General features: G+C 73.7%; 19 protein-coding genes and 1 pseudogene. 12 read left to right on the top strand and 8 right to left on the bottom strand.

The genetic code is table 11. The features are described from left to right. Positions 1-1,156 precede the first annotated feature (1,156 nt). Positions 1,157-1,426, top strand: coding sequence for a hypothetical protein (locus B124_RS21335; protein ID WP_496504500.1), 270 nt, complete (start codon positions 1,157-1,159; stop codon positions 1,424-1,426). A 34-nt stretch (positions 1,427-1,460) separates the two neighbouring features. Here the strand turns inward: B124_RS21335 and B124_RS21330 are convergent, their stop codons facing one another. The 3 genes from B124_RS21330 to B124_RS21320 all read right to left on the bottom strand — a co-directional run bounded on the left by B124_RS21330 (position 1,461) and on the right by B124_RS21320 (position 4,085). Further along, positions 1,461-2,027: a hypothetical protein gene (locus tag B124_RS21330; protein WP_496504499.1), complete on the bottom strand. Its 567-nt coding sequence runs from the start codon at positions 2,025-2,027 to the stop codon at positions 1,461-1,463. Next, entirely contained in the window at positions 2,015-2,476 is a 462-nt protein-coding gene (locus B124_RS21325) for a hypothetical protein (protein ID WP_496504498.1), read from the bottom strand. Before B124_RS21325 ends, B124_RS21330 begins: the two co-directional genes overlap by 13 nt. Positions 2,477-2,636: 160 nt before the next feature. Beyond that, on the bottom strand, positions 2,637-4,085 hold the full coding sequence (locus B124_RS21320) for an MFS transporter (protein WP_496504497.1): 1,449 nt from the start codon (positions 4,083-4,085) through the stop codon (positions 2,637-2,639). A gap of 241 nt (positions 4,086-4,326) precedes the next feature. Here B124_RS21320 and B124_RS21315 point away from each other — a divergent pair, with 241 nt between their 5' ends. Both B124_RS21315 and B124_RS21310 read left to right on the top strand, forming a co-directional pair. After that, positions 4,327-5,787, top strand: a complete 1,461-nt coding sequence (locus B124_RS21315) for a DUF2201 family putative metallopeptidase (protein ID WP_496504496.1) — start codon at positions 4,327-4,329, stop codon at positions 5,785-5,787. Positions 5,788-5,963: 176 nt separating this feature from the next. Beyond that, complete coding sequence (locus tag B124_RS21310) at positions 5,964-7,787, top strand: ATP-binding protein (protein WP_496504548.1); 1,824 nt, start codon at positions 5,964-5,966, stop codon at positions 7,785-7,787. On the opposite strand, the gene B124_RS21305 is transcribed toward B124_RS21310, so the two are convergent. Then, positions 7,733-9,607, bottom strand: a complete 1,875-nt coding sequence (locus tag B124_RS21305; protein WP_496504495.1) for a hypothetical protein — start codon at positions 9,605-9,607, stop codon at positions 7,733-7,735. The two genes, B124_RS21310 and B124_RS21305, sit on opposite strands and share 55 nt — an antisense overlap. Then, positions 9,604-10,563, bottom strand: a complete 960-nt coding sequence (locus B124_RS21300) for a TIGR02996 domain-containing protein (RefSeq protein ID WP_496504494.1) — start codon at positions 10,561-10,563, stop codon at positions 9,604-9,606. Before B124_RS21300 ends, B124_RS21305 begins: the two co-directional genes overlap by 4 nt. A gap of 147 nt (positions 10,564-10,710) precedes the next feature. Here B124_RS21300 and B124_RS21295 point away from each other — a divergent pair, with 147 nt between their 5' ends. Beyond that, positions 10,711-11,781: an NAD(P)/FAD-dependent oxidoreductase gene (locus B124_RS21295; protein ID WP_496504493.1), complete on the top strand. Its 1,071-nt coding sequence runs from the start codon at positions 10,711-10,713 to the stop codon at positions 11,779-11,781. Between the two features lie 36 nt (positions 11,782-11,817). On the opposite strand, the pseudogene bla reads toward B124_RS21295, so the two are convergent. Together bla and B124_RS21285 are read right to left on the bottom strand one after the other, a co-directional pair. Then, positions 11,818-12,435 (bottom strand): annotated as a pseudogene (bla, locus tag B124_RS21290) (class A beta-lactamase); the annotation flags it as partial. Between the two features lie 36 nt (positions 12,436-12,471). Further along, positions 12,472-14,004, bottom strand: a complete 1,533-nt coding sequence (locus B124_RS21285) for an MFS transporter (RefSeq protein ID WP_496504492.1) — start codon at positions 14,002-14,004, stop codon at positions 12,472-12,474. Positions 14,005-14,113: 109 nt separating this feature from the next. Between B124_RS21285 and B124_RS21280 the strand changes: the two genes are divergently transcribed. The 5 genes from B124_RS21280 (at position 14,114) to B124_RS21260 (ending at position 19,243) form a co-directional block, all read left to right on the top strand. Beyond that, positions 14,114-14,980: a helix-turn-helix transcriptional regulator gene (locus tag B124_RS21280; protein ID WP_496504491.1), complete on the top strand. Its 867-nt coding sequence runs from the start codon at positions 14,114-14,116 to the stop codon at positions 14,978-14,980. A gap of 103 nt (positions 14,981-15,083) precedes the next feature. After that, a complete protein-coding gene (locus tag B124_RS21275; RefSeq protein ID WP_496504490.1) occupies positions 15,084-15,770 on the top strand; it encodes a DUF899 domain-containing protein in 687 nt (228 codons plus the stop codon). Positions 15,771-15,834: 64 nt separating this feature from the next. Continuing rightward, complete coding sequence (locus B124_RS21270) at positions 15,835-16,623, top strand: SDR family NAD(P)-dependent oxidoreductase (protein WP_496504489.1); 789 nt, start codon at positions 15,835-15,837, stop codon at positions 16,621-16,623. Between the two features lie 186 nt (positions 16,624-16,809). Then, the gene (locus B124_RS21265; RefSeq protein ID WP_496504488.1) at positions 16,810-17,721 is read left to right on the top strand and encodes a helix-turn-helix domain-containing protein; all 912 of its coding nucleotides are present in this window, start codon (positions 16,810-16,812) and stop codon (positions 17,719-17,721) included. Positions 17,722-17,812: 91 nt separating this feature from the next. Continuing rightward, positions 17,813-19,243 (top strand): dihydrolipoyl dehydrogenase family protein, encoded by a 1,431-nt coding sequence (locus B124_RS21260; RefSeq protein WP_496504487.1) that lies wholly within the window; start codon positions 17,813-17,815, stop codon positions 19,241-19,243. A gap of 93 nt (positions 19,244-19,336) precedes the next feature. On the opposite strand, the gene B124_RS21255 is transcribed toward B124_RS21260, so the two are convergent. Then, positions 19,337-19,873 (bottom strand): tellurite resistance TerB family protein, encoded by a 537-nt coding sequence (locus B124_RS21255; RefSeq protein ID WP_496504547.1) that lies wholly within the window; start codon positions 19,871-19,873, stop codon positions 19,337-19,339. Positions 19,874-20,076: 203 nt separating this feature from the next. Between B124_RS21255 and B124_RS21250 the strand changes: the two genes are divergently transcribed. The 3 genes from B124_RS21250 (at position 20,077) to B124_RS21240 (ending at position 23,794) form a co-directional block, all read left to right on the top strand. Then, a complete protein-coding gene (locus B124_RS21250) occupies positions 20,077-20,976 on the top strand; it encodes a hypothetical protein (RefSeq protein WP_496504486.1) in 900 nt (299 codons plus the stop codon). A gap of 130 nt (positions 20,977-21,106) precedes the next feature. Further along, the gene (locus tag B124_RS21245) at positions 21,107-22,402 is read left to right on the top strand and encodes a glucuronyl esterase domain-containing protein (protein WP_496504485.1); all 1,296 of its coding nucleotides are present in this window, start codon (positions 21,107-21,109) and stop codon (positions 22,400-22,402) included. A 252-nt stretch (positions 22,403-22,654) separates the two neighbouring features. Continuing rightward, entirely contained in the window at positions 22,655-23,794 is a 1,140-nt protein-coding gene (locus tag B124_RS21240) for an FUSC family protein (RefSeq protein ID WP_496504484.1), read from the top strand. Positions 23,795-23,819 lie beyond the last annotated feature (25 nt).

The following is a 23,819-nucleotide window of genomic DNA, read 5'->3' as shown; positions in this document are numbered from 1 at the left end:
ACCGCCTTCTCCCACCACTTACGGTTCTGAATCCCCGCGTCGGACGCGTCCTCCAGCTTGTCCTTGGCTTCGTCGGCGGCATCCTCACGCATCTTCTTCGCATCCGCCGCCATCTTCTTCGCCGCTTCAAGACCGGATTCCGCATTGTCGACGGCCGTCTGGGCGGAGGCCCGCGCAGACTTGGCATCGGTGGCGTTGCAGGCCGCGGCCCGCACCTCCGACTCGTCGGGCTTCTCCTTGCCCTCCTTCTCGTCATACTCCTCAGTCTTGGCGGTGGCCCGGTCCACCCAGGAGTCCGCCGAGTCCANNCGGCCGGTGGCGGCGGTCAGATCNCTCTGCGCCTCCCGNCCCNTGGCCAGNGCCTTGTCGGCGAGGGACTGGGCGCGCTCCAGCTTCGGCCAGTACGCNGCCAGNGCNTCCCCNGCNAGGTCNTACGACCGCTGNAGNTTCTTCAGNTTCNTGGGNACTTCCTCGAACTCNTCCTGGAANGCNTTCGCGGTCTTCCCCGCCCACCGCAGCAGCGCATCCTCACCCGCCATGCCCTTGATCTGCCGCAGCGCATCCGCCACATCGTCCGCGAAGTCGTGCAACTCCCGCGCCAACTGCTTGACCCGCTCCGGATCCCCCGGCGTCGGATCGTCATCCAGATCCAGCACATGCCAGTCCGTCGGACGACTTCCCATACGTGCTCACCAACCCCCCGTGGCCGCCGCCGCGTTCTCGGCGATGACCTCCTTACGAAAGTAACACCGGCTCTGGCGTGCGGTGATTGGCGACACGGCGGGTGTCAGGACCGTCCCGGTCTGCCCGCGGACCCGGGTGACGGCGCGCGCTCCCGCCTGTGCGGAGGGTGTCCGCCACAGCGGTGGCGTCACTTTCTCCGATCCGCCACGCGGGTGGTGTCGGATCCGGGCGGCGGCGTTCGTGGAAGAGGTGAGAGGGCACCCGCGCGGGGTGTCCGGAGAGGGAACGACGATGAAGCTGACGACCGTCACCAACGTCTCCGTCGACGGCGTGATGCAGGGCCTCGGCGGGTCGGAGGAGGACCGCAGGAACGGGTTCGAGCGGGGCGGCTGGGCGCTGCCGCTGTTCGGGCCAGAGGCCGAGACGTACCTCGGCGAGGTGTACCAGCGCGCCGACGCCCTCCGCGCGCGACGTGCGGGACACCGACTGGTCCCAGGCCGTCGCCCTCAACCGGGCCGTCGCGGTGGCCGAGACCGACGGGCCGGACGTCGCGCTGGCGGCCGTCGACCGGCTCGCCGGCAGCCTGGCCGGCTATCACGCCTTCCACGCCACCCGCGCCGACCTGCTGCGCCGCCCGGACCGCGGCGCCGCGGCGCGCAGGGCGTACGACCAGGCCATCGAGCTGGCGGGCAACACGGCCGAGACCGCGTATCTGACGCGCCGCCGGGATCAACTGGGGTAGGACCGGGCGTGGATCACCGAGCGCCGGCCGGGCCCTACTCGGCGATCTCGCCGTCCTCGATGCGCGTCTGGCCCAGCGGGGTCGCGTCGCGGAACTCCGGCAGTGTCATCGGCTGGTCGTAGAGGAAGAAGCTCTGGTTGCTGCCGATGGTGAACTCCATGTACGCGCCGGTGGTGGCGTCGAAGCCGTAGTACGCGCTGCACTGGCCGCCGGAGTAGTAGACGCCGTCCATGCCCGGCGCCGTCTTCGTCACCATGCCGGAGTTGGAGGAGTCGACGTCCTCCGGCGGGGTGAGCATGGCGCAGTACGAGACCGGCAGCCCTTCGAGTACGAAGTAGCCGTACTCGCCGTTGGCGTTCTGCAGGTAGACGTAGGACAGCTTCCCGGGCTTCTCCCAGTTGTCGACCCACTTGTTGATGGTCTCCCGGGTCGGGGAGTACGTCATCGCATCCGCCGGCTGGCGCCTGACGAGCTGGTCGTAGCCGGACTGCTTGGTCCGCGACTCCTGGGCCTGGGAGGAGTCGTCCGTGCAGGCCGCGGCGGTGAAGGCGAGGGTGGCGGTCGCGGCGAGGGCGGTGAGGATGCGGGTCAGGCGGCGCACGAGGTCTCCTTCGCGTCGGTGCTCAGCTCGGCGGGCAGCCCGGCGTCCTTGAACGCCTTGCGGTGCTCCTGCCGGGACTTGGCGTTGTAGTCGTTGACCAGCTCGGACCGCGCGGCGCGGAGCGCGGTGAGGGAGGTGGCGATCTGCTCGCTGCGGTACTCGGACGGCTTGGTGTCCAGCTCGTCCTGGAGCGCGCCGATCTCGTCCTCCTTCGTCTCCACCGCGGCGCACAGGTCGAAGAACTCCTCGTACGTGGAGATACGGAACTCGCCCGAGCCCACGGTGCGGTTGCGCGCGTCGGTCTCGCCGCGGAACGGCGCCGTGGACCAGGACGCGCCGCCCCAGGCGAGGACACCGGCGACGTAGACAAGGGTGAGCAGCACGATTCCGGCGAGCGTGTAGCGCAGGGCGCGGCTGCCTTCGGTGAACACTCGTGAGTCGGTGGGCACGGGGCCTCCTCGCGGTCGGGGCGGGGTGTCCTCCGGCTCAGTTGTACTGCGCAGGGCTCGGTACCCCTCCCGAAAACCTGTCCGGGGTGCGGGCGACGGGTCCGCCGTACGGCGGCGTCCCGTGCCCGCACCCCGGTGGTGCGGCGCGGCGGCCGGGCCGTCAGAGGCGCGCCTCCTTCGCACTCGCGTCCGCGGTCGCACCCGGTCCGGCGGCCAGCGCCGGCCGGTTGCTGCGGCGGCCCATGAACAGCGCGGTCAGCAGCGCACCCGCCGCCGCCACCCCGGCGGCTCCGGTGAACGCGGCGCTGAACCCGTCGGTGAGCGCCGGCAGATCGCCGAGGCGGTCGGCGCCCTGCGAGGTGGCCAGCGCGGTCAGCGCCGCGAGGCCGAGGGCGGAGCCCACCTGGTAGGTGGTGTTGACGATGCCGGACGCCAGCCCGGCCTGCTCCTGCGGGACGCCGGACATCGCGGCCATCAGCCCCGGGATGTACGCCAGCGACATGCCCAGCGCCGCGACCAGCGAGGCGGGCAGGACGTCGACCGCGAACGACCCGGTGGGCTCGACCGCCGACAGCCACAGCAGCCCGGCGGCCAGCGTCAGCAGCCCGCCGACCAGCAGCGGCTTGGGCCCGAACCGGCCGAGCAGCCGGGCGGCCAGCAGGGTCATGACCACCATGAGCAGCCCGGTCATCGGCAGCAGCGCGGCGCCGGAGGCGAAGGCCCCGTAGCCGAGGACCTGCTGCAGATAGAGGTTGAGGAAGTACCACATCGGGATCCAGGCGGCGCCGAGCAGCGCCATGGCCAGGTTCGCGGACGCCAGCCGCGGCGTACGCCAGACGCCCAGCGGCATCAGCGGCGACCTGGCGGCGCGCTGGATCACCAGGAAGAGCGCCAGCAGCGCGGCGGCGCCGGCCAGTTGGACGACGGTGCCGGCGGAGCCCCAGCCCACCTCGGGGGCCCGGACGACGGCGAAGACCGCGAGCGCGAGCCCGGCGGTGACGGCGACGGCGCCGAGCACGTCCACGCCGCCGCGGCGGGACTGGACGTCCGGCAGCAGGCCGGTGGCGAGCAGGGTGGCGACGCCGATGGGCACGTAGATAATGAAGATCCACGGCCAGCTCAGCCACTCGGTGAACACGCCGCCGAGGAAAACGCCGGCGGTGCCGCCGGCCGGGGCCGCGGCGCCGTAGAGGGCAAGCGCCTTGCCCAGCTCCCGCGGGTCGTGGCTGAAGAGGATCACCAGCAGGGTCATGGCGGACGGCGCGATGAGCGCCCCGCCGACGCCCTGCACGGCGCGCCCGGCGATCTCCACCCCGGCGCTCTGCGCCGCCGCGGCCACCACGGAGCCGGCGATGAGCACGCCCCACCCGGTGACGAACACCCGCCGGGCGCCGAAGAGGTCGGACAGCCGGCCGCCGAGGAGCAGCAGACCGCCGAAGGCGACGACGTAGGCGTTGAAGACCCACTGCAGATCGCCCGGTGAGAATCCGAGGTCGCGCTGCATCTCGGGGAGCGCGACGCCGATGATCGAGGTGTCCATGATGACCATGAACTGCGCGGTGGCGAGCACGGCGAGTGCCCACCAGCGGCGGGGGTTGACGGATGACATGGCGGAAACGCCTCCTCTTCGTAGATACCCCTAGGGGGTATGTCGAGAAGATATACCACTACCCCTGAGGGGTATGCAACCGTGAGGCCCGCAGCCACCGGGCGGTGCGAGGGCGTCCGAGGTGAGTACGGGCCGGAATGCTGCCCGCGTCCGCGGGTCCTGGCTCGTTGCCGGGCCCGGTCCTGCCCGGTTGCGGGACGGGCGGTAGCGTGCCCGCGGGCGTTGAGGGGAGAGATCACGGGTGCAGGGGATTCGGCCGGGCACGCACGGCTCGCCTGACGTGCGCCGACTGCTGGCCGCGGAGGCGGCCGGAGAGTCGGCCGGGGAGACGGCCGACCCGGAGGTCGTGGCCGAGGCGCGGCGCCGCAAGGAGGCCGCGCTGCTGGACTTCGGCGTCGGGCAGAGCGTCGTGGCCTCCTGGCTGTACGCGAAGTGCCACCGCCACCTCGCCACCACCGCGGTCCCCACCGCCGCGGTCACGGCCTCCGGCGACGGCCGCTGCACGCTGCTCTACAACCCGTACTTCTTCGCGTCGCTGGACTTCGACGGCGTCAAGTTCGTGCTGTTCCACGAGGCGCGGCACCTGATGCACCGGCACCTGTACGTGGACGAGGAGCTGCGCTCCGACCCGGTGTTCACCCTCGCCGCCGAGGTGGCGATCAACCACGTCGCGCTGCGCCGGCTGGGCCGCGCCGCCTTACCCGAGGCGGTGCCCGCCGGCGGCGGGGCGCCCGAGCCGGTGGGTGTCGACCCGGACGCGGTGTACCGCGCGTACCGGGACGACCTGCGGGAGCAGGGGGCGGCCCCGCTGCCGTACGAGGAGTTCATCCGCACCGACCTGACGGTGTACGGCGAACTGCGCCGCATGCGGGCGCCCGGCATCCCGCCGTCCGCCGCCTGCATCCACCTCGCCGACGGCACGGACGGCGCCGGTGTCCCCCTGGACCCCGAGACCGTCGCGCAGGTCGGCGACGACGTGCTGCGCGAGGTGATGCAGTCCGCGCTGCGCGGCGGCCGGGCGGCCCGCGAGGAGCTGCTCGGCGTCGCCGACCGCACCGCCGACGGCGGCGAACGGTTCAGCCGGCTCTGGGGCCGCCTGGGTCTTGACAAGCTGCGCGGCACCACGCCCCGTACCCGCCGGGTCGACTGGTGGCAGCGGTGGCTGACCGACGTGCTCGCCTCCAAGCTGACCGAGAGCGAGCGGCTGGTCTACCCGAAGAAGCACGGCGCGGTCGTCCTCGCGCTCGGCCACGAGCCGATGCTCACCCGCCGCGGCCCGGAGCGTACGAAGGTCGTGCTCGTCGCGTTCGACACTTCGGGGTCGATGCCGGACGCCGTGGTCGAGTGGCTGACCACCCTGGTCGGGCAGACGGACGGGGTGGAGAGCCACTGGCTCTCCTTCGACGGCGTCGTCATGCCGTTCGTGCCCGGGGAACGGGTGGCGGGCGGCGGCGGCACGGACTTCCACAACGTCGTCGACTACGCCGAGGGCCGGCTGGAGGTCGCCGGCAAGACCTTCGCGCACGAACCCGACGCGGTGATCGTCGTCACCGACGGCTACGCGCCCCACGTCACCCCCGCAGAACCCGACCGCTGGATCTGGCTCATCACCGACGGCGGCGACGACTGGCCGGAGCGGCACCACCGCCCGATGGCCTGCCACCGGGTCACGTCCGAACCACAGCCGAGGAGAAACCGCTAGTGCCCCCCGCACCGCCCGCCGCGACCCCGCCCGCCGCGACCCCGCCCGGGGCGGCCCCGCCCGGGGCGGCGACGCCCGCACCGCCGGCCGCGGGCCGGCAGTGGAGGGCGAACGCCACCTTCTCAGACCCGCCGCGGGAGGGCCCGACCGCCAAGCTGGAGAAGTTCATCGACGCGATGATCGCCACCGGCCAGACCGGGCAGATCTTCGGCGAGCACGGCATCGGCAAGACCTCCACCTTCGTCTCGTACGTGCCTCAGCGCTACCCCGGCACCGGCCTCGTGGTCCTGCCCGCGGCCAACCTCGCCCCGGACGACCTGCTGATCAACGCCCCCGTACGCGACGAGCGCAGTGGCGAACTCGCCCTGCGCCAGCTCGTGATGCGCCAGCTCGTCCCCGGCACCCCGTTCGTCCTGCTCGTCGACGACTCCCTGCAGGCGGGCAACACCGTGCAGTCGCAGCTCATGCAGACGGCCTGCAACTGGACCCTCGGCGAGCACGACCTGCGCGAGCTGGGCTGCGTCGGGGTCTTCCTCACCGACAACGAGTCGCTGGCCGAGACCAGCGTGCGCCGCTCCGACCTGGCGATCCTGGACCGGATGGTCACCCTCCGGCTGACCGCCAACGACACCGCGTGGCGGTACGCGCTGGCCGCCCGGTTCCCCGACTGGGACCTGCGCGAGGTGTTCCGGCAGTGGGCCGCCCTCGACCCGCACCTGCGCGGACTGCTCTCGCCGCGCACCCTGCAGCACGTGCTCGACTGCGCCCGCGCCGGCTTCCCGCTGGCCTGGGGGCTGCCGCTGCACAACGGCCGCCGGCTGGCGCTGGTCGAGCCCGGCACCCCCTCTCCACAGGGCGCCGGCGGTGCGCCGGGCCGGGACCGTACCGACGAGGTGCTCGACGCCATCGCCGCGGCGGTCGGCGCCGCCAACCCCGCCACGGTGGCCGACCCGGTCCGCCGCATCCTCAGGGCCGCGGCGGCGCACCGCTGGGCGGTGCTGCTCCAGGGGCCGCCCGGCTGCGGCAAGACGGAGATCGCCAAGCAGATCGCCCGGGAGGAGACCGGCCGCGAACCGGTGTACTTCTCGCTGCCGGTGACCAACGTCGAGGACCTGTGCGTGCCGGTGCCGACCACCGACGGGGCGCTGGAGGCGATGCTCGCCCGGTCGCTGCTCGACCCGGAGCCGAAGGTGCTGATCTGGGACGAGTACAACCGGCCGAAGGACAAGGCGACGTACGCGAAGCTGATGGAGGTCACCCAGGAGTGGACGCTCGCGGGCCGGCCGCTGCCCGGGCTGCGCGCGCAGGTGGCGCTGCAGAACCCGCCGTACCACCTGGGCCGCAAGATGCTCGTCAGCAGCAACAACGTCGCTCAGGCCAGCCGGTTCACGATCAGCTACGAGGTGCAGCCGGCGGACATCCCGGCCAACGAGTGGCTGATCTCGACGTACGGCGAGACCGCCGAGACCGTCCTTGAGTGGTGGAAGAACGACATCGACGACGAGGGCCGCGAGTGGGTCACCAAGCGCACCCTGGAACGGCTCATCAAGCTGCACCGGGCCGGCATGCCGCTGGAGCAGGGCCTGATCTACCTCGGCGACGGCGAGTACGCGCCGGTGCCGCTGTCCGGCCTTGAGGCGCGGCTCGCGGACCGGCGGCAGATCGGTCTGGCGGAGCTGGCCGCCGACCTGACGGGCTGGCAGGCCCGGCTGGCGGCGGCCGTCGAGACGTCCGCGGAGGGCACCAACGACACCGACCTGGTGCACCAGGTGTTCTCCAACGCGGAGGTGTCGCAGCTCGAACGGCACCTCGACGTGGTGGCGCGGCTGCTGCCGCACCTGCCGCCCAAGCTGCGCGCCACCTACCTCGTGGGGCAGGCCGCCGCGCGGCAGCGCTTCTGGATCGCCGCCCTGGCCCGGATGGGGGAGCTGGCCTCGGCGCCCGCCTACTCCTCTTCTTCTTCCTCCTCTTCGTCCTCCTCCTCCTCGTCTTCGTCGTAGTACTCCCAGTTCTCGTCGATGTCGAGGTCCGTGAACGGGCGGATCATCGGCACCGGGACGGTCGACTGCTCGTGGCCGACCGTCCAGGAGTTGCGGAAGAAGTCGAACTTCAGATGGACGAGGCCGTCGTGCTCCGCGAACAGGATCGGCGGGACGAGGAAGTGCGCCACGTCCACGGTCGCCGCGGTGGTGACGAACTCCTTCGCCGGGACAACGGGTGGACCGCCCTGGCAGGCCGCGAAGTTGACCGGAGCCGGCGCCTTGCTGCCCAGCACGTGGATGCGGTTGCCTTCGACGACGAACCTGTCCGGGTCCAGCACCACGTCCTCGCCGAGCATCATCACCGGCGCGGGCAGCACGTCCGCCTTCGCGGCGTCCTGTGCGTGCACGTAGTGCTTGATGACCTCGGCGTTGCGCGAGGTGTCGAAGCTCCGGCTGAGGAGGCCGCCGTCGCAGAGGCCGCACGCGCAGTCAGGCATGTCCTCGGTGGCGGGCTCCTCGGGCTCCGGGAACAGCATGCTCTTGTCGAACGGCGCGAGGGGTGACGCGCCGCCTCTCTCCGCCAGGAACGCCGGTATCCAGCCGGTGCCCTCGGCCTCGACCACCGTCGTCTCGCACTCCGCGCGGAACGCGCCGTCGCCGACCTTGCAGTTGAAGTAGTCCAGGAGCGTGATCGCTGCGCACTCGGCCGGCGACAGACCGCCGGCGGCGGGGAACCAGAAGTCGTGGCCGTTGGAGACGAAGTCCAGCCCGCGGAACTGCTTGTGGAGGAACGGCTCATCCGCCGCGCCCGCGCCGAGGTCACCGCTCCAGTGCGCCGCGGCGACGCGGTTGTAGTAGTCCTCGGCGTACCGGGCGAGTTCGGGGGCGAAGACGCTCTCGCCGGTCAGGTAGGTCGCCTTGGCGAACAGCGCGCCGATCTCCGGGTCGTGGGCGACGTCCGGTTCGGCGAAGATCAGCTCCGTGCGCAGGAAGACCTTGCGTCCTTCGCGGTACGGGGCGCCCTCGTGCTCGTACCGCTGATCGAAGACCACGCAGGTGAAGGGCTCGATCTCGGTGAGGCCGGCGCCCCCGGTCAAATCGAGGGCGGGCGCGCCGGAGCCGCCGGTGAGGTACAGCAGGAGGGTGTGGCGGGAGACGTGGCCGCGGGACCGGTCGTAGTACGGCGTGTCGAGGTGGCGGTGGAAGTTGGCGTCGTCCGGCTCGAAGCGGTTGCACCGGAAGACGGGGTTGACGTGCGAGAAGCCGTCGCGCCGCGCCCCCGGCACGGCCTCGGCCACCGCCGCGGTGAGCGCCTCGGCGAGCAGCGCCGAGTGGAAGATGAAGCGGTCGCCGCCGCGGGAGCCGGCGTTGAGCGGCGGCACGTAGAGGTCCAGGCCGTCCAGGCCCTCCAGAGAAGCGCGCGCCGCCGCGGGCAGCCGGACCGCGAACGAGTACGCCCCCTTGGCGAACTCCGTCCGGTCCGTCAGCTCGAACTCCAGCCCGGCGCCGGCGAAGTGCCGGTCGAGCGGAAGGATGTTCTCGTACGTACGGAACGACAGCTCACGCGGGTCGGCGAAGACGGCCGCCAGATACGGCGCCGTCTCGCTGGGCCGCGCGAACAGCTCCCGCACGTCCGCGTCGATGCGCTCGGCGTCGACGAAGCGGACCGACTTGAACCGCGCCGTCGGATGCCAGGAGACCGCGAGCTCGTCGAGCACGGCGGTGGGCTCGGCGTCGGCGGCGTCGACCAGGGCCCGGTACTGCTCGACCTCCGCCGCGGGCGCCTTGGCGCCGGCGGTGGACAGGGCGAAGAACCGGTCGCGGAGCTCGGTGCTCACACGCTCCTCCAATAGCTGCGCAGTACGGGCGGGAGTTGAGGTGCGGCGGCGAGTCTGCGCGCGCCTTCGTCGCCGACGTCGGCGGCGTAGAGCAGCAGCCGGGTGAGCGAGCCGGCGAACGGCGCCGCGAGCAGGGCTTCGGCGCCGTCCTCGCCGATCTCGTTGTAGCGCAGGTCGAGTTCTCTGAGGCCGCCGAAGGCGTGCAGGGCGCGTATGCCCTCAGCGGTGAGCGCGTTGCGCTGGAGGTGGAGCCGGGTGACGCCGGTGAAGAAGGGGTTGGCCGCCAGCGCGGCCAGGCCACTGTCGCCGATGTGGCAGTACCGCAGGTCGAGCGTGCCGATCCGGCCGGACGCGGCCGGGACCGCGAGGGACTGACCGCCGGCCGCCTCGCTGCGGAAGTACGACGACACCGCCAGGGCCTTGGCGCCGAGGGCGCCGATGCGGAGATAGGACAGGTCGACGGTGGTGAACGGGGCCAGGTCGAGCGTCGCGAGCGCGCCGGCCTCCACGTAGGCGGCGGGCAGCGGCTCACCGTCCTCGTCCGTGTCGTCGTCCCAGTACTCGTACTCCTCGTCCGCGTCCCGCTCCGGCGGAGCGATCCGCAGCGCGGTCGCGAACGGCGCCACGCGCAGGGCCTGCTCGACCAGCCTGGGTGTGCCGTCGTCTTCCCAGGTGACGGCGATCCCCGTGGCGAACCCGTGCCGGTGCCCCGTGGCGGTGACGCGGCCCGGCAACTCCGCGTCCCAGCTCTCCCGGTGCTGGTAGACCAGCTCGTCGATCTCCTGCTCGACCGCCTCCCGGCGGCTGCCAGGACCGACGCGCGCCCGCTGCGCCGCCAGGCTGATCAGCTCCGCGCGGAGGTCGCCGCGCTCCCGCAGCAGGTCGCCGTAGGCAAGCCAGGACGTGAGGTCGTCCGGGCGCTCCCGCAGTGTTCGTTCCAGGGCCCCTAAGGTCATGGCCGGAGGCTAACAGCGGCCACTGACACGGCGGTTCTGGCCCCGTGCGGGAGCGCGCCGAGCGCGAGCGTCGCGGAAGTCCGGGCCGGTGCGGACCATGCCGTACCCCGGAAGCCGGGTGGGACACTGGCGTCGAGGTGATCGGGTATGTCAGTGAACGCGACTCCGTTGCCGGGCGGCGTTGTTGTCGTGGGTGCCGGGGTGGTCGGTGCCTCCGTGGCGTACCACTTGGCGCGCCGCGGTGTGCGGGTGACGCTGCTCGACCGGGAGCCGGTGCCGGCGGCGGGTGTCACCGGCGCCTCCTTCGCCTGGATCGGCGGCACCGGCGGCGACTGGCCCGGCGGCGCGGCGGACTTGCGCGGATCCGTGCTCGCCGACCACCGCCGGCTGGAGAGCGAGGTGCCGGGCTACGCCGTCCGCTGGGCGGGCTCGCTGAAGTGGACCGGTGACCGGGCCGGGGACGGCTCCGCGCCGGGGCCCGGCAGCCGCCGGGTCGACGGGCGCGGCGTCGCGGCGCTGGAGCCCCGCCTCCGCAACCCCCCGGCACACGCCGTGCACATCCCGGGCGACGGCGGCCTCGACCCGGAGACGATGACCCGGTCGCTGATCGACGCCGCCCGCGCCCGCGGGGCGCGGGTGCTCCTCGGCACCTCCGTGACCGCGCTGGAGACCTCGGACGGCCGGGTCGTCGGCGTGCGGTCCACCGCCGGGCCGTACCCTGCCGCGACGGTCGTCCTCGCCGCCGGCACCGGCGTCGCCGAACTGTGCGCACCGCTGGCCGCCGACGTTCCCGTACCCGCCTCCCCGGCCTTCCGGGTGCGGGTCGCGGCGCCGCCCGGCCTGGTCAGGACCATCGTGTCGACCCCGGAGTTCGAGGTCCGCGAGGTGGCCGACGGCGAACTCCTCATGACCCTCCCGCGCGTCGACGACACCTCGCCACCGGGCCTGGAACAGGCCGCCCGGGACGCCGTGCGCCGCCTTCAGCACGCCTTCCGCGGCGCCGGCTCCTGCCGGCTGCTCGGCTTCCGCCTCGGCCGGCGCCCGATGCCGCCCCACGGGCCGGTCATCGGGTACGCGACCCGCGACCGCTCCGCCTACGTCGCCGTCATGCACGCGGCGGTGACCCTCGCCCCCACCGCCGGCCGCCTGGCCGCGGCCGAACTCACCACCGGCGAACCGCCGCCGGAACTGCGCCGCTGCCGCCCGCGGTTCACGTAGCCCCGGCAGGGCGCACCCAGCCGGCGCCGCGCCCGCCTACGAGGCCCCGTCCCGGGGCGGGAGAGCCGCGGCGACCTCGGCCGCCGCCGCTGCCAGCAGCGCGTCGTCCGCCGTCGCGTCCCGTTCCGTACGGCGGGACATGACCGCCAGCACGATCGGGGAGCGGTCCGGGGGCCAGAGCACCGCGATGTCGTTGCGTGCGCCGTACGTGCTGCCCGTGCCGGTCTTGTCGCCGACCTCCCAGCATTCAGGCACACCGGCGCGGATCAGGGTGTCGCCGGTGACGTTGGTGCGCAGCCACGTGGTGAGCTGTTCGCGACCGGGTCCGGCCAGCGCGTCCCCGAGGACGAACGCGCGCAGGTCGCGCGCCAGCGTGCGCGGCGTAGTCGTGTCGCGGGTATCGCCCGGGGTCCAGCGGCTCAGCTCCGGTTCGGTCCGCACCATGCGGGTGACGTCGTCGCCGATGGCCTCCAGCTCGGCGTCCATGCCCGCGGGGCCGCCGAGTTCGGCGAGGATCAGGTTGGCGGCGGTGTTGTCGCTGAAGCGGACGGCGGCCTCGCACAGGTCGCGCAGGGTCATGCCGGTGGCGACGTGGTCCTCGGTCCGCGGGGAGTGGGCGATCAGGTCGCCGGGGGAGTACGTGATCACCCGGTTGGGGTGAAGGAGCCCACGGGCCCCGGCGCCGCAGCCTCACCCTGCATCCGCACCCGCCCCCACCCCCGCCTCGGCCCGCTCCCGCGCCGCCGCCCCGGCCCGCGGCAGGTGCCGCAGCGTGAACACCCCAAGCGCCGCGTGCAGCACCGCCGCGACCAGCGCGGCGGCGTGCAGCCCCGTGACGAACGCGGCCTCCGCCTGGCCGGCCGCCGCCGCGCTGATCCCCGGCACCTGATGCGTCTCGGTGAGCGTCCCGGCCAGGTCCGGGCCCCTCAGGCGGAAGACCAGCGCCGCGAGCGAGCCCAGCAGCGCGATGCCGAGCGCGTTGCCGAGTTCGTTGCTCGTCTCGGCGATCGCCCCCGCAGAACCCGCGCGCTCCGGCGGCACCGCGGCGACGGCGGTGTCGGCGACGACGCTGAACGAGATGCCGTAGCCGACGCCGGCGGCGGCGGTGGCGGCGACGTACCAGCCGGTGCCGCCAGAGACGCCGGTGGGCAGCAACAGCAGCAGGCCCCCGGCGATGAGGAAGTGGGAGGCCAGCAGCCCGGCGCGGGTGCCGGTGCGCGCGACCACCGCCGGGGTGACGACGGCGGTGACGGTGAGCACGAGGGCGCCGGGGAGCGCCACGAGCGCCGCGTCGAAGGCGTCGAGCCCGCGTACGGACTGCAGGTAGATGCCGCCCAGGTAGGCCGTGGCGGACCAGGCCGCCAGCGGCAGCAGCCCGGTGACGGCAGCGATCGCGAACACCCGGTCACGGAAGAGGCGGAGGTCGATCAGCGGGTGCGCGAGCCGCAGTTGGCGGCGTACGAACCACCACAGCAGGGCCGCGCCGCCACTGGCCGCGACGAGCGGGACGGCGGCCAGGCCGCCGGCCGCCGCGCGCTTGATCCCGTAGACGGTCAGCAGGATGCCCGCGGCGGACAGCACGACACTGCGCGCGTCCACCCGGCCCGTCCCCCCGCCGCGCACCTCGCGCAGCAGCCGCGGAGCCAGCAGCAGGAAGAGCGCCACCACCGGGATGTTGATCAGGAACACCGAGCCCCACCAGAAGTGCGCGAGCAGTTGCCCGCCGACGACCGGGCCGAGCGCGAAGCCCGCGGCGAAGGCCGCCGCGAAGATCCCGATGGCCTGCGCGCGCCGCCGCGGGTCGCCGAACAGCTCACTCAGCACCGCCAGCGCGGACGGCAGGAGAGTGGCACCGGCCACGCCCATCAGCACCCGGAACGCGATCAGCAGCTCCGGTGACGGCGCGAACGCCGCGCCCGCCGAGGCGGCGCCGAAGACCGCCGCCCCGGCCATCAGCAGCCGGAGCCGGCCGTAGCGGTCGCCGATGCTGCCGAACGCGATGAGCAGGGAGCCGACCGCGAACCCGTAGCCGTCGAGTATCCACAGCGCCTGGTCCGCGGACGGCGACAGGTCCGCGGAGATCCGGGCCATCGCGAGGAACAGCACCGAGCCGTCCATCGCGACCAGCAGCACCGGGCCGAGCACCACGAGCAGCCCGAGCCACGCCCGCAGCCCGGGAGAGTCACCGGGAGAGTCAGAAGTGTGCCGTACGTCCATGACCACGACGCTGCTCCGCCGCGCGCCCGGCAGCCATCCCCGCCTCGTGGGTACCCCCGGCAGGGATACCCGCGGCCGTCGCACCCCGGCGTACCTGCGACGTAGCCTCGGAGGCATGGAACTGGAGAGCCTCGGCGCGTACCTGAAGACCCGCCGGGACCGCGTCACGCCCGCCGCCGCCGGACTCGGCACCTACGGCACCGCCCGCCGCGTGCCGGGCCTGCGCCGCGAGGAGCTGGCGCAGCTCGCCGGGGTGAGCGCCGGGTACTACACGCGGCTGGAGCAGGGACAGGCCGGCACCGCCTCCCGGCAGGTCCTCGACGCGCTGGCCCGCGTGCTGCGCCTGGACCCGGTGGAGACGGCCCACCTGCACAACCTCGCCGCCCGCCCCGCCGCCCCGCGGCTGGTCCGCCCCGCCCCCGAGCAGCCGCACCCCCGGGTGCTGGCGCTGCTGGCGTCCCTGGCCGAGACGACGCCCGCCGTCGTGCTGGGCCGCCGCGGGGACGTGCTGGCCTGGAACCGCGCCGGCCACGCGCTCGTCGCCGGACACGTCGGCTTCGACGCGCCCCGCGACCCGGCGCGCCGGCCGTCGGTGCCCCGGATGTTCTTCCTCGACCCGCTGGTACGGGACCAGTACGCCAACTGGTCGGAGCTGGCCGGCGTCCACGTCGCGTACCTGCGGCTGACCGCGGGCCGCTATCCGGCCGACGCCCGCCTCGCCGAACTGATCGGCGAACTCGCCATGGGCAGCACGGACTTCGCGGAGCTGTGGGCCGCCGGCGACGTCGCCGACTGCACCGTGGGCACGATGCACATGCGGCACCCCGCCGTCGGCGCGCTGGACGTCGGCTACCAGGTCTGGCTCCAGCCCGACAGCCCCGACCACCGGCTGGAGGTCTACACCCCTGAGGACCCCGCCTCGGCCGACGCGCTCCGGCTGCTGGACCGGGTGACCGCCGCCCGCGCTGGCGCGACCGGGTGAGATGCCGTCCGTGACCGGGTGCCCTCACGCCCGCCGATGAGTTTCGCGGGGCCCGCGGGTCTACCCGTACGGAAAGGCAATTCCTGAACGCCGGAGGACCACCATGACCGCCCACGCACTGCCGCCCGTCGTCGACACCGAGACCTGGCGGCGCGAGCTGGACGCGCTGCGCGCCCGCGAGAAGGCCGCGACCCGGGAGCTGGACGCCATCGCCGCGCAGCGGCGCCGGCTGCCGATGGTCGAGATGCCCGACTACACCCTGGAGGGCGCGGAAGGGCCGGTCCGGCTGGTCGACGTCTTCGCCGGCAAGGCGCAGCTCATCGTCTACAACCACATGTGGTTCGAGGGCAAGGAGTGGCAGTGCGGGGGCTGCACGAGCTTCACCGCGCAGTTCACCCGGTTCGGCTTCCTGGAGCCGTACGACGCGCGGTTCGTCATCGTGACGCAGGGCCCGATCGACGAGGCGCTGGCGTACAAGAAGCGCGTCGGCAACCAGATGCCCTGGTACTCCACCGCCAACAGCCCGTTCGGCAGCGATGTCGACGCCCCGCCCGGCGGCGGGTTCGCGCTCAACGTCTTCCTGCGCGACGGCGACACCGTCTACCGCACCTGGCACACCAGCGGGCGCGGCACCGAGCAGGTGAGCCACACCTTCCCGCTGATCGACCTGCTGCCGTACGGGCGTCAGGAGGAGTGGCAGGACTCGCCGGAGGGCTGGCCGAAGTCGCCGACGTACAGCAACTGGCTCGACTCGAAGGACATCGCCCGCCTCTACGGCGAGGATGCGTAACGCGCCCGCGCTCCCGGGGACGCGCGCCGCGAGCGTGCCGGACCAGGCCCTCTAACCTGGTCCGATGACGCGATTCGAGGATTACGCGGTGCTCGTCACGGGCGCCGGGCAGGGCATAGGCGAGGCGGTCGCGCGCCGGTTCGCCGCGGAGGGCGCCCGCGTGCTGGTCACCGACCGGGACGGCGGGCGCGCCGAGCGGGCCGCCGCCGCGATCCGCGCCGCCGGCGGCACCGCGGAGCCGCGGGCCTGCGACGTGACGGACGGCGAGGCGGTCCGGGCGGCGGTCGCGTACGCGGCGGACGCCTTCGGCGGGCTGCACGTGCTGGTCAACAACGCCTACTGCGTACACCTCGACCCGCCCCGCTTCGAGGACTGGCAGGAGCCGGACTGGTACGAGGACTTCGAGGTCACCCTGCACGGTGCGGCGCGCTGCGCCCGCGCGGCGCTGCCGCTGCTCGCCGGGGCCCCGGGCCGGGCCGCGATCGTCAACATCGGCTCGGTCAACGCCGAACGCCACTACGGCGAGCACGCGTACAGCGCCGCCAAGGCCGCGCTCGTCTCCCTCACCCGCACCCTGGCCGTGGAGAGCGCGGCGCGCGGCGTGCGCGTGAACCTCGTCGAGCCCGGCACCGTACGCACCGCCGTCTGGGAGCACCGGCCGGAGGTCCTGGCCCGGGTGGTGGAGCACTATCCGCTGGGCCGGGTCGGCGAACCGGACGACATCGCGGCGGCGGTGGCGTTCCTCGCCTCCCGCGACGCGGCCTGGATCACCGGCGTCAGCCTGCCGGTGGACGGCGGGCTGCTGGCGAGCCACCTCGCGATGTCCCGCGGCATCGCGGGCGACGGGGCGTAAGAGCGCGGCCGGCCACCGCGGACCCTCGTGCGCCCCTGGCGCGTCGCCGCCGCACGCATGTCCGTACCTCGCAAAAATCGGGCCAAGGTGCGTTATTGCCCTCCGCGGCGGGTTACTCTTCGCCCGTAGCGTGAGTGTGACGGCGACGGTCTCTCGCCCGCGGGGGGCCGCGCCTGCGGAGGGCCGATGACGGTGCCGAGTGCGGCAGTGCACGACCCGCAGACCCCGCTCGCCGACGTGCATGAGCGCGGCGGCCGGCCCGTCTGCAGGTCCGTCCTCGGCTCCCGGCTGCGCCGGCTGCGGCAGGAGCGGGGCGTCCAGTTGCAGGAGGCCGCCCGCGAGATCGGCGCCTCCGTCCCCAAGCTGTGCCGGCTGGAGCTGGGCCGGGGCGGCTGCAAGGACCACGACGTCGCGGCGCTGCTCGACCTCTACGGCGTCGTCGACGAGGCCGAGCTCGACGCGTACGCGGCGCTGACCCGCGGCGCCAACGCGCCGAGCTGGTGGCAGGAGTACAGCGATCTGATACCCAGTCAGGCAGAGACCCACCTCGGCCTGGAGGAGGCCGCCACCGGCATCCGCGGCTACCAGTCCCAGCGCATCCCGGACCTGCTGCAGACCCCCGCGTACGCCCGTGCCGTCACCCAGCTCGGCTACCCGGGGGACCCGGTGCAGACGGTGGAGCGCCGCCTGCACCTGCTTGAGCGCCGCCAGCGGGCCCTCACCCGCGCCGACCCGCCGCGCTGCTGGGTGCTGCTCGACGAGGCGGCGCTGCGGCGCTCCGTCGGCGCCCCGGGCGTCATGGAGGACCAGTTGCGGCACCTGCTCCGGCTGCACCTCGAACACCCCACGGTCACCCTGGACGTGGTGCCGCTGGCGGCCGGCGGCACGGCGGCGGTGGCCCAGTCGCTGACGATCCTGCGGTTCGCCGAGCCCGAACTGCCGGACGTGGTCTGCCTGGACCAGCTCTCCGGCACCGTACGCATCGACAAGCCGGGCGAGGTCGAGCACTACCGCCTCGCGCTGGACAGCCTCGCCGCGGCCACCAGCACCAGCACCGACGCCGCCGAGTTCCTGACCCGCCTGCTGGACGGCCACTGACCGCGCCGGTACGCGCGGCGCACCCGGCCAGGCGACACACCCCGCCGCCCCGCTGTTCCGCCCCCGCACGGCCACCAGCCACACTGACCCCATGACGGAAACGGAATCCTTCGCGTACGACGTGGTGGTCCTCGGCGCCGGGCCGGTCGGCGAGAACGTCGCCGACCGCACCCGCGCCGCCGGCCTGTCCACCGCGATCGTGGAGAGCGAACTCGTCGGCGGCGAGTGCTCGTACTGGGCCTGCATGCCCAGCAAGGCCCTGCTCCGGCCGGTGCTCGCCCGCGCCGACGCCCGCCGCCTGCCCGGGCTGAGCGCCCAGGTGGCCGGCGACCTCGACGCGCCCGCGGTCCTCGCCCGCCGGGACACGTTCACCTCCCACTGGCAGGACGACGGCCAGGCCGCCTGGGTGAACGGCATCGGCGCCGACCTCTACCGCGGCCGGGGCCGCCTCGCCGGGCCGCGCACCGTCTCCGTCACCGACGCCGACGGCGTGGTCCGCACGCTGACCGCAGGGCACGCCGTCGCCGTCTGCACCGGCAGCCGCGCCGTGCTGCCCGACCTGCCCGGCCTCGCCGACGTACGGCCGTGGACCAGCCGGGAGGCCACCAGCTCCGCGACCGTCCCCGGGCGGCTGATCGTCATCGGCGGCGGCGTGGTCGGCGTCGAGATGGCCACCGCCTGGCAGGCACTCGGCTCCCAGGTCACCTTCCTCGTCCGCGGCGACGGCCTGCTGGACCGCATGGAGCCCTTCGCCGGCGAACTGGTCGCCGAGGCGCTGACCGAGGCCGGCGCGCAGATCCGTACCGGCACCTCCGTCACCTCCGTAGTCCGCGAGAACGGCACCGTCCTCGCCACCACCGACGCCGGCGACACCATCGAGGCCGACGAGATCCTCTTCGCCACCGGCCGCGCGCCCCGTACCGAGGACATCGGCCTGGAGACCGTGGACCTGAAGCCCGGCTCCTGGCTGGCCGTGGACGACAGCCTGCGGGTCGAGGGCAGCGAGTGGCTGTACGCGGTCGGCGACGTCAACCACCGCGCGCTCCTGACCCACCAGGGCAAGTACCAGGCCCGCATCGCGGGCGCGGCCATCGCCGCCCGGGCGCAGGGGGTGCCGCTGCTGGAGACGGACCCGTGGGGCGCACACTCCGCGACCGCCGACCACGGCGCCGTCCCGCAGGTCGTCTTCACCGACCCCGAGGCCGCGGCCGTGGGGATGTCGCTGGCCGAGGCGGTACGGGCCGGGCACCGGGTGCGCGCGGTGGACGTCGAGCTGGGTTCGGTCGCGGGCGCGGGGCTGTACGGGGACGGCTACCGCGGGCGGGCGCGCATGGTCGTCGACCTGGACGAGGAGATCCTGCGCGGCGTCACGTTCGTCGGTCCTGGGGTGGGGGAGCTGATCCACTCGGCGACCATCGCGGTCGCGGGGCAGGTGCCGGTGAGCCGGCTGTGGCACGCGGTCCCGTCGTACCCGACGCTCAGCGAGGTGTGGCTGCGGCTGCTGGAGGCGTACCGCGGCTGACCGCGCTCCCCGGCCCCGGGGACGGCAGCGCCACGCGTGCCTCGTACACCCGCCGAGGGCGTACGAGGCACGCGAACCACGGGCCCTCCGGCCTCAGATGCCGAACTCCGAGGGCGCCAGCCCGAGCGCCGTGCACGCCTCGCGGAGCACCTGCTGCTCGGCCGGGTCGATGTGGCCGTCGGCGCCGGCGATGACGAACCCGGTCTGGATCACCGCCCGCGCCTCCGCCGGCTTCTTCTTGGCCTTGGCGATCTCCTGCAGCGCCTCCGCCTTGCCCTGCTGGAAGTTGACCGTGAGCCGGTCCAGGTGCTTGGTGAACCGCTGCCGCAGTTGCTCCGGCGGGAAGTTCTGCAGCACGTCGTTGCTCACGATCAGCGAGTCCATGCGCTCCCGCTCGGCGGGGTGCACGTGCCCGTCGGCAGCCGCCACGAGTGCGCAGACCGCCATGCTGGCGTCCCGGAACCCGCCGCTCTTCAGCTCCGTCTTCATCGAGCTGAGCTGCGACTTGAACATGCTCACGAGCTGGGCCTTGGAACCACCGCCCGAGCCCGTCGAGCCGGCGCTCCCGGACCGCGCTCCGCCCCGGGACTGCTGAAGACCCTTGGCCTGGTCCTTGATCCGATCAAACATCGACACTGCATGCCACCTCGGGTTGCGGGCGTGCCGCCCGACTCGTCGGTTCCGGTCGTCGTACCGAAGACCGCGGTGCCGCGGTCAGTGTGTGAACGCCCCCGCGGGACGCAGAGGTTCCGCATGCACCCGTCCGGGGGAACGGGGGAACCGCGAGGGGCGCTGTGCCGTCGAAGGGCGTACGGGGAAACGAGGGGGACGGCATGACGGGGGACCCGGGTGTGGCGCGGCGGCGCCGCGGGATGTGGACGGTCGCGGGGGCGATCGTCGCGGGCGTGCTGCTCGTGGTGGGCGTGTGGTGGGCGATGGGCACGTCGACGGGGCCGCCGGCGTCCGGGCCGGGCGGCGGCGAGGGCAGGGTGGTGCACGGCGCGGAAGCCGTGCACTTCGAGCAGGGGCACGGGCTCGCGGCGGTCAGCACGCTGCTGCGTACGCCGGGGGATGTGAAGGTCTTCGCCGGCTGGTATCCGCAGGAGGGCGTCGGCGCAGAGCTGCGGGAGAAACTGCTCGACCGCGACCTGGGAGACGAGGCGCTGGTCGCCATCGGGTGGAGCAGCGGCTGCACCAGCGCCGAGGGGGCGGAGCTGACGTACGCCGAGGGCACCGGCTACTCGGCGCGGCTGACGGACACGACGGCGTACGAGACGTGCGACAGCCCGTGGGACGTGCTCGCGGTCTTCGCCGTCCCGGAGAAGGACGTCGGCGCGGACCCCGCCATCGGCGGCACCGCACCCGGGCCGCCGGGACCGGCCGAACTCCTCGCGTACGCGCCGCTGGACGGCGCCGCGGCGGGGCGTGCGCCGCGGGCGGCCGAGGTCAGCCAGCCGGACCAGTTCGCGGCCTTCGTACGCCCGCTGCCCGCGGAGGCTGCCACGGCGCTTGAGGGCAGGCTCAAGAGCCTGTACGACTCGGAGCTTCCCGGCCCCGCACGGCGCTTCGCCTTCGAGGGGCGCGGCTGCGGGGCCGGCGTGCTGCTGGAGATCACGGCGGCGCGGCTGCGGCCACTTCCGGCCGGCGGCGGGTGCCGGGATCCGCAGCCGTACGTCGCGGTGTTCTCGGTGCCGGCCGACCGGGTGCCGTCGAGTGCGGTGGTCGGCGGCTGAAGCGGGGCCGGCACCGGATGCGCCGAAAATTTCGCTCTTCATTGCGAAACTGGCTGGAATCCACTGTTGTCGCGCCACGGGGGTCTCTCTACCTTGTGGGAGCGCTCCCATCTTCGCTTGGAGGCCCCCCATGCGCTTCCACCCGCTCTGCCGGCCGCGACCGCTCCTCTGGGTGGTCGCCGCCGTGGTGGCCGTCGCGGCCATGCTCGCCGCCACTCTCGACGCCCGGCCAGGGGCCGCCGACCGCCTCGAAACCGTCGCGCAGGCGGACCCGCCGGTCGAGGACGACGGCGCCGACTGCCCTGTCCCCAGCCCGTCCACGCCCTCGAACTCCCTGCTGCCCGACCCCTTCACGAAGCTGGACGGCACCCGGGTCACCGCCAAGTCCGACTGGCGCTGCCGCCGGGCCGAGATCAGGGAGCTGTCCGAGCGCACCATCTACGGCCAGAAGCCGCCCAAGCCCGAGACCGTCAGCGGCAGCGTCTCGCGGACCGGGATCACCGTGAACGTCTCCGACCAGGGCCGCAGCTCAAGCTTCTCGGCGAGCGTCGACCTGCCCAGCGGCACCGGCCCGTTCCCCGCGGTCATCGTCTACGGCGGCTTCGGCGCGGACACCGCCACCATCAAGGCCGCGGGCGCCGCCGTCGTCAACTTCGACCCGTTCTCCGTGGGCCGCGAGGGCACCCCGCGCAACAACAAGCAGGGCGCCTTCTACAGCGTCTACGGCTCCTCCAGCAGCACCGGGCTGCTCATGGCCTGGGCCTGGGGCGTCAGCAGGATCATCGACGTCATCGAGCAGTCGGACGGCAGCGTGCTGCGGGCGGAGGCGACCGGCGTCACCGGCTGCTCCCGGTTCGGCAAGGGCGCGTTCGTGGCCGGCGCGTTCGACCAGCGCGTCGCGCTGACGATGCCCATCGAGTCGGGCACCGCGGGCGCCCCCGCGCTGCGCAGCGTCGCGCGGGAGAGCGGCGCGCAGCCGCTGAGCAGCGCGTACTCGGAGCAGCCGTGGCTGGGCGACGCCTTCGGCTCGTACACCGGCAACCCGGCCCAACTGCCGGTGGACACCCACGAGATGGTCGGCATGGTCGCGCCCCGCGGGCTGTTCCTCATGGAGAACCCGCACGTGGACTGGCTCGGCGCCCAGTCCGGCAGCGTGGCCGCGCTCGGCGGGGCGGAGATCTACAAGGCGCTCGGCGCGGGCCAGAGCATCAGTTACTGGTCCGACGTGCAGGACGGCACCCACTGCGCCGCCAGGTCCGAGTGGCGCACGCCGCTGCAGCAGAGCATCGCGACCTTCCTGCACGGTACGGGCAGCGCTCCCGGCGTCTTCCGGATCTCGTCGAAGAAGGCCGGCAACCTCGCCGAGTGGCGCAACTGGCAGACCCCCGTCCTCACCGACGACGGCGGCAGCGACGGGGGCGCCTGACCGGGCCGGACCGGCCCCGCCGCTCCCCCCACACCACCCCCTCGGCCTACGCGGACCCGAGGGGGTGGCTCCGCGCGGTGAGAGGCGGCGGTCTCTGTGAGACGTTGTGCTTGAGCACCGGCGCCGCGGCGGACCGCCGCGGCGCCCGGGCGCGCGACGTCACCGGGAGGAGCTCTGAAGCCGTACGCAGTCGACGCCATCCGGCGGCGCCCGCTTCTGGCCGGCCTCGCCGAGCGGCTCCGTACGCCCGCCGTGGCGCAGACCGTGCGCGCCGCCATGGCCGCCACCATCGCGTACGTCGTCGCCCTCCAGCTCAGCAGCGGGCCCAAGCCGCTGACGGCGCCGCTGACCGCGCTGCTCGTCGTCCAGGTGACCTTCTTCGCCACGCTCACCACCGGGGTGCGGCGTGTCATCGCCGTCGTCGTCGGGGTGCTGATCGCCAGCGGGGTGAGCGCGCTGGTCGGGCTGAGCTGGTGGAGCCTCGGGATGATCATCTTGGGCTCGCTGATCGTGGGCCGCCTCGTGCGGCTGGAGTTCGTGAACGAGGTCGCGATCAGTGCCATGCTCGTCCTGGGCGTCACCCACGTGGGGGACAAGGCGTTCACCCGGATCCTGGAGACGCTCATCGGCGCCGTCGTCGGCCTGACGTTCAACCTGGTGCTGGCGCCCCCGGTGTGGGTCGAGAGCGCCGGCGACGCCATCGAGGACCTGGCCCGGCGCATGCGCCGCCTGCTGCTGCGCAGCGCGGAGCAGCTCACCGAGGTCACCACGCCCGCGGAGGCCGCCGAGCGGCTGCACGCGGCGCGCGACGTGGACGACTTCGTCGCCGAGGTCGACACCTCGCTGCGCCGCGCCGAGGACGGCCTGCGGCTCAACCCCCGGGTGAGCGAGGGCCTGATGTACCGGGTGGTGCTGCGCACCGGGCTGGACACGCTGGAGGTCTGCGCGGTGGTGGTGCGCGTGCTCAGCCGGAGCCTGGCTGACCTGGCGGAGGCCCGCCGGCCGGGGGAGCCCCTCTTCCCCCGCGACGCGGGTGCGGCGCTGCAGGACCTCCTCGGCTACCTCGGCGACGCCCTGGTGAGCTTCGCCCAGCTAGTGGCGACCGAGGTGTCCGAGAACGCCGAGACCGCGGCCGGCCGGCTGGAGGCGGACCTGGCGGCGGCCCGTGCCGTACGCGACCGGGTGGCGTCCCTGCTCCTGGGCACCGTGGAGCGCGACGAGGAGAACTGGTTCCTGTACGGTGCCCTGCTCGCCGACGTCAACCGGATCCTCGGCGAACTGGACACCGAACAGCGCTCCGAGCGCCTCCTGGAAGCACTGGACCGCAGCGGTCGCGACTACCGCGAACACATCCCGCGCCTGTCCCGCCTGGTCGCCTGGTTCACCCGCTGAGCCGGGCCGCCCGGAGGCGGGCGGA

Source organism: Streptomyces sp. CNP082 (assembly GCF_059570535.1).
Note: the sequence above shows the minus strand (reverse complement) of the source record. Positions and strands in the feature narration are given on the sequence as shown.

Excerpts from the sequence above, each read along its gene's own strand:
- B124_RS21320 (WP_496504497.1), bottom strand. The coding sequence starts at position 4,085 with ATGTCATCCGTCAACCCCCGCCGCTGGTGGGCACTCGCCGTGCTCGCC.
- B124_RS21310 (WP_496504548.1), top strand. The coding sequence starts at position 5,964 with ATGATCGCCACCGGCCAGACCGGGCAGATCTTCGGCGAGCACGGCATC.
- B124_RS21300 (WP_496504494.1), bottom strand. The coding sequence starts at position 10,563 with ATGACCTTAGGGGCCCTGGAACGAACACTGCGGGAGCGCCCGGACGAC.
- B124_RS21295 (WP_496504493.1), top strand. The coding sequence starts at position 10,711 with ATGTCAGTGAACGCGACTCCGTTGCCGGGCGGCGTTGTTGTCGTGGGT.
- B124_RS21280 (WP_496504491.1), top strand. The coding sequence starts at position 14,114 with ATGGAACTGGAGAGCCTCGGCGCGTACCTGAAGACCCGCCGGGACCGC.
- B124_RS21275 (WP_496504490.1), top strand. The coding sequence starts at position 15,084 with ATGACCGCCCACGCACTGCCGCCCGTCGTCGACACCGAGACCTGGCGG.
- B124_RS21270 (WP_496504489.1), top strand. The coding sequence starts at position 15,835 with ATGACGCGATTCGAGGATTACGCGGTGCTCGTCACGGGCGCCGGGCAG.
- B124_RS21265 (WP_496504488.1), top strand. The coding sequence starts at position 16,810 with ATGACGGTGCCGAGTGCGGCAGTGCACGACCCGCAGACCCCGCTCGCC.
- B124_RS21260 (WP_496504487.1), top strand. The coding sequence starts at position 17,813 with ATGACGGAAACGGAATCCTTCGCGTACGACGTGGTGGTCCTCGGCGCC.
- B124_RS21255 (WP_496504547.1), bottom strand. The coding sequence starts at position 19,873 with ATGTTTGATCGGATCAAGGACCAGGCCAAGGGTCTTCAGCAGTCCCGG.
- B124_RS21250 (WP_496504486.1), top strand. The coding sequence starts at position 20,077 with ATGACGGGGGACCCGGGTGTGGCGCGGCGGCGCCGCGGGATGTGGACG.
- B124_RS21245 (WP_496504485.1), top strand. The coding sequence starts at position 21,107 with ATGCGCTTCCACCCGCTCTGCCGGCCGCGACCGCTCCTCTGGGTGGTC.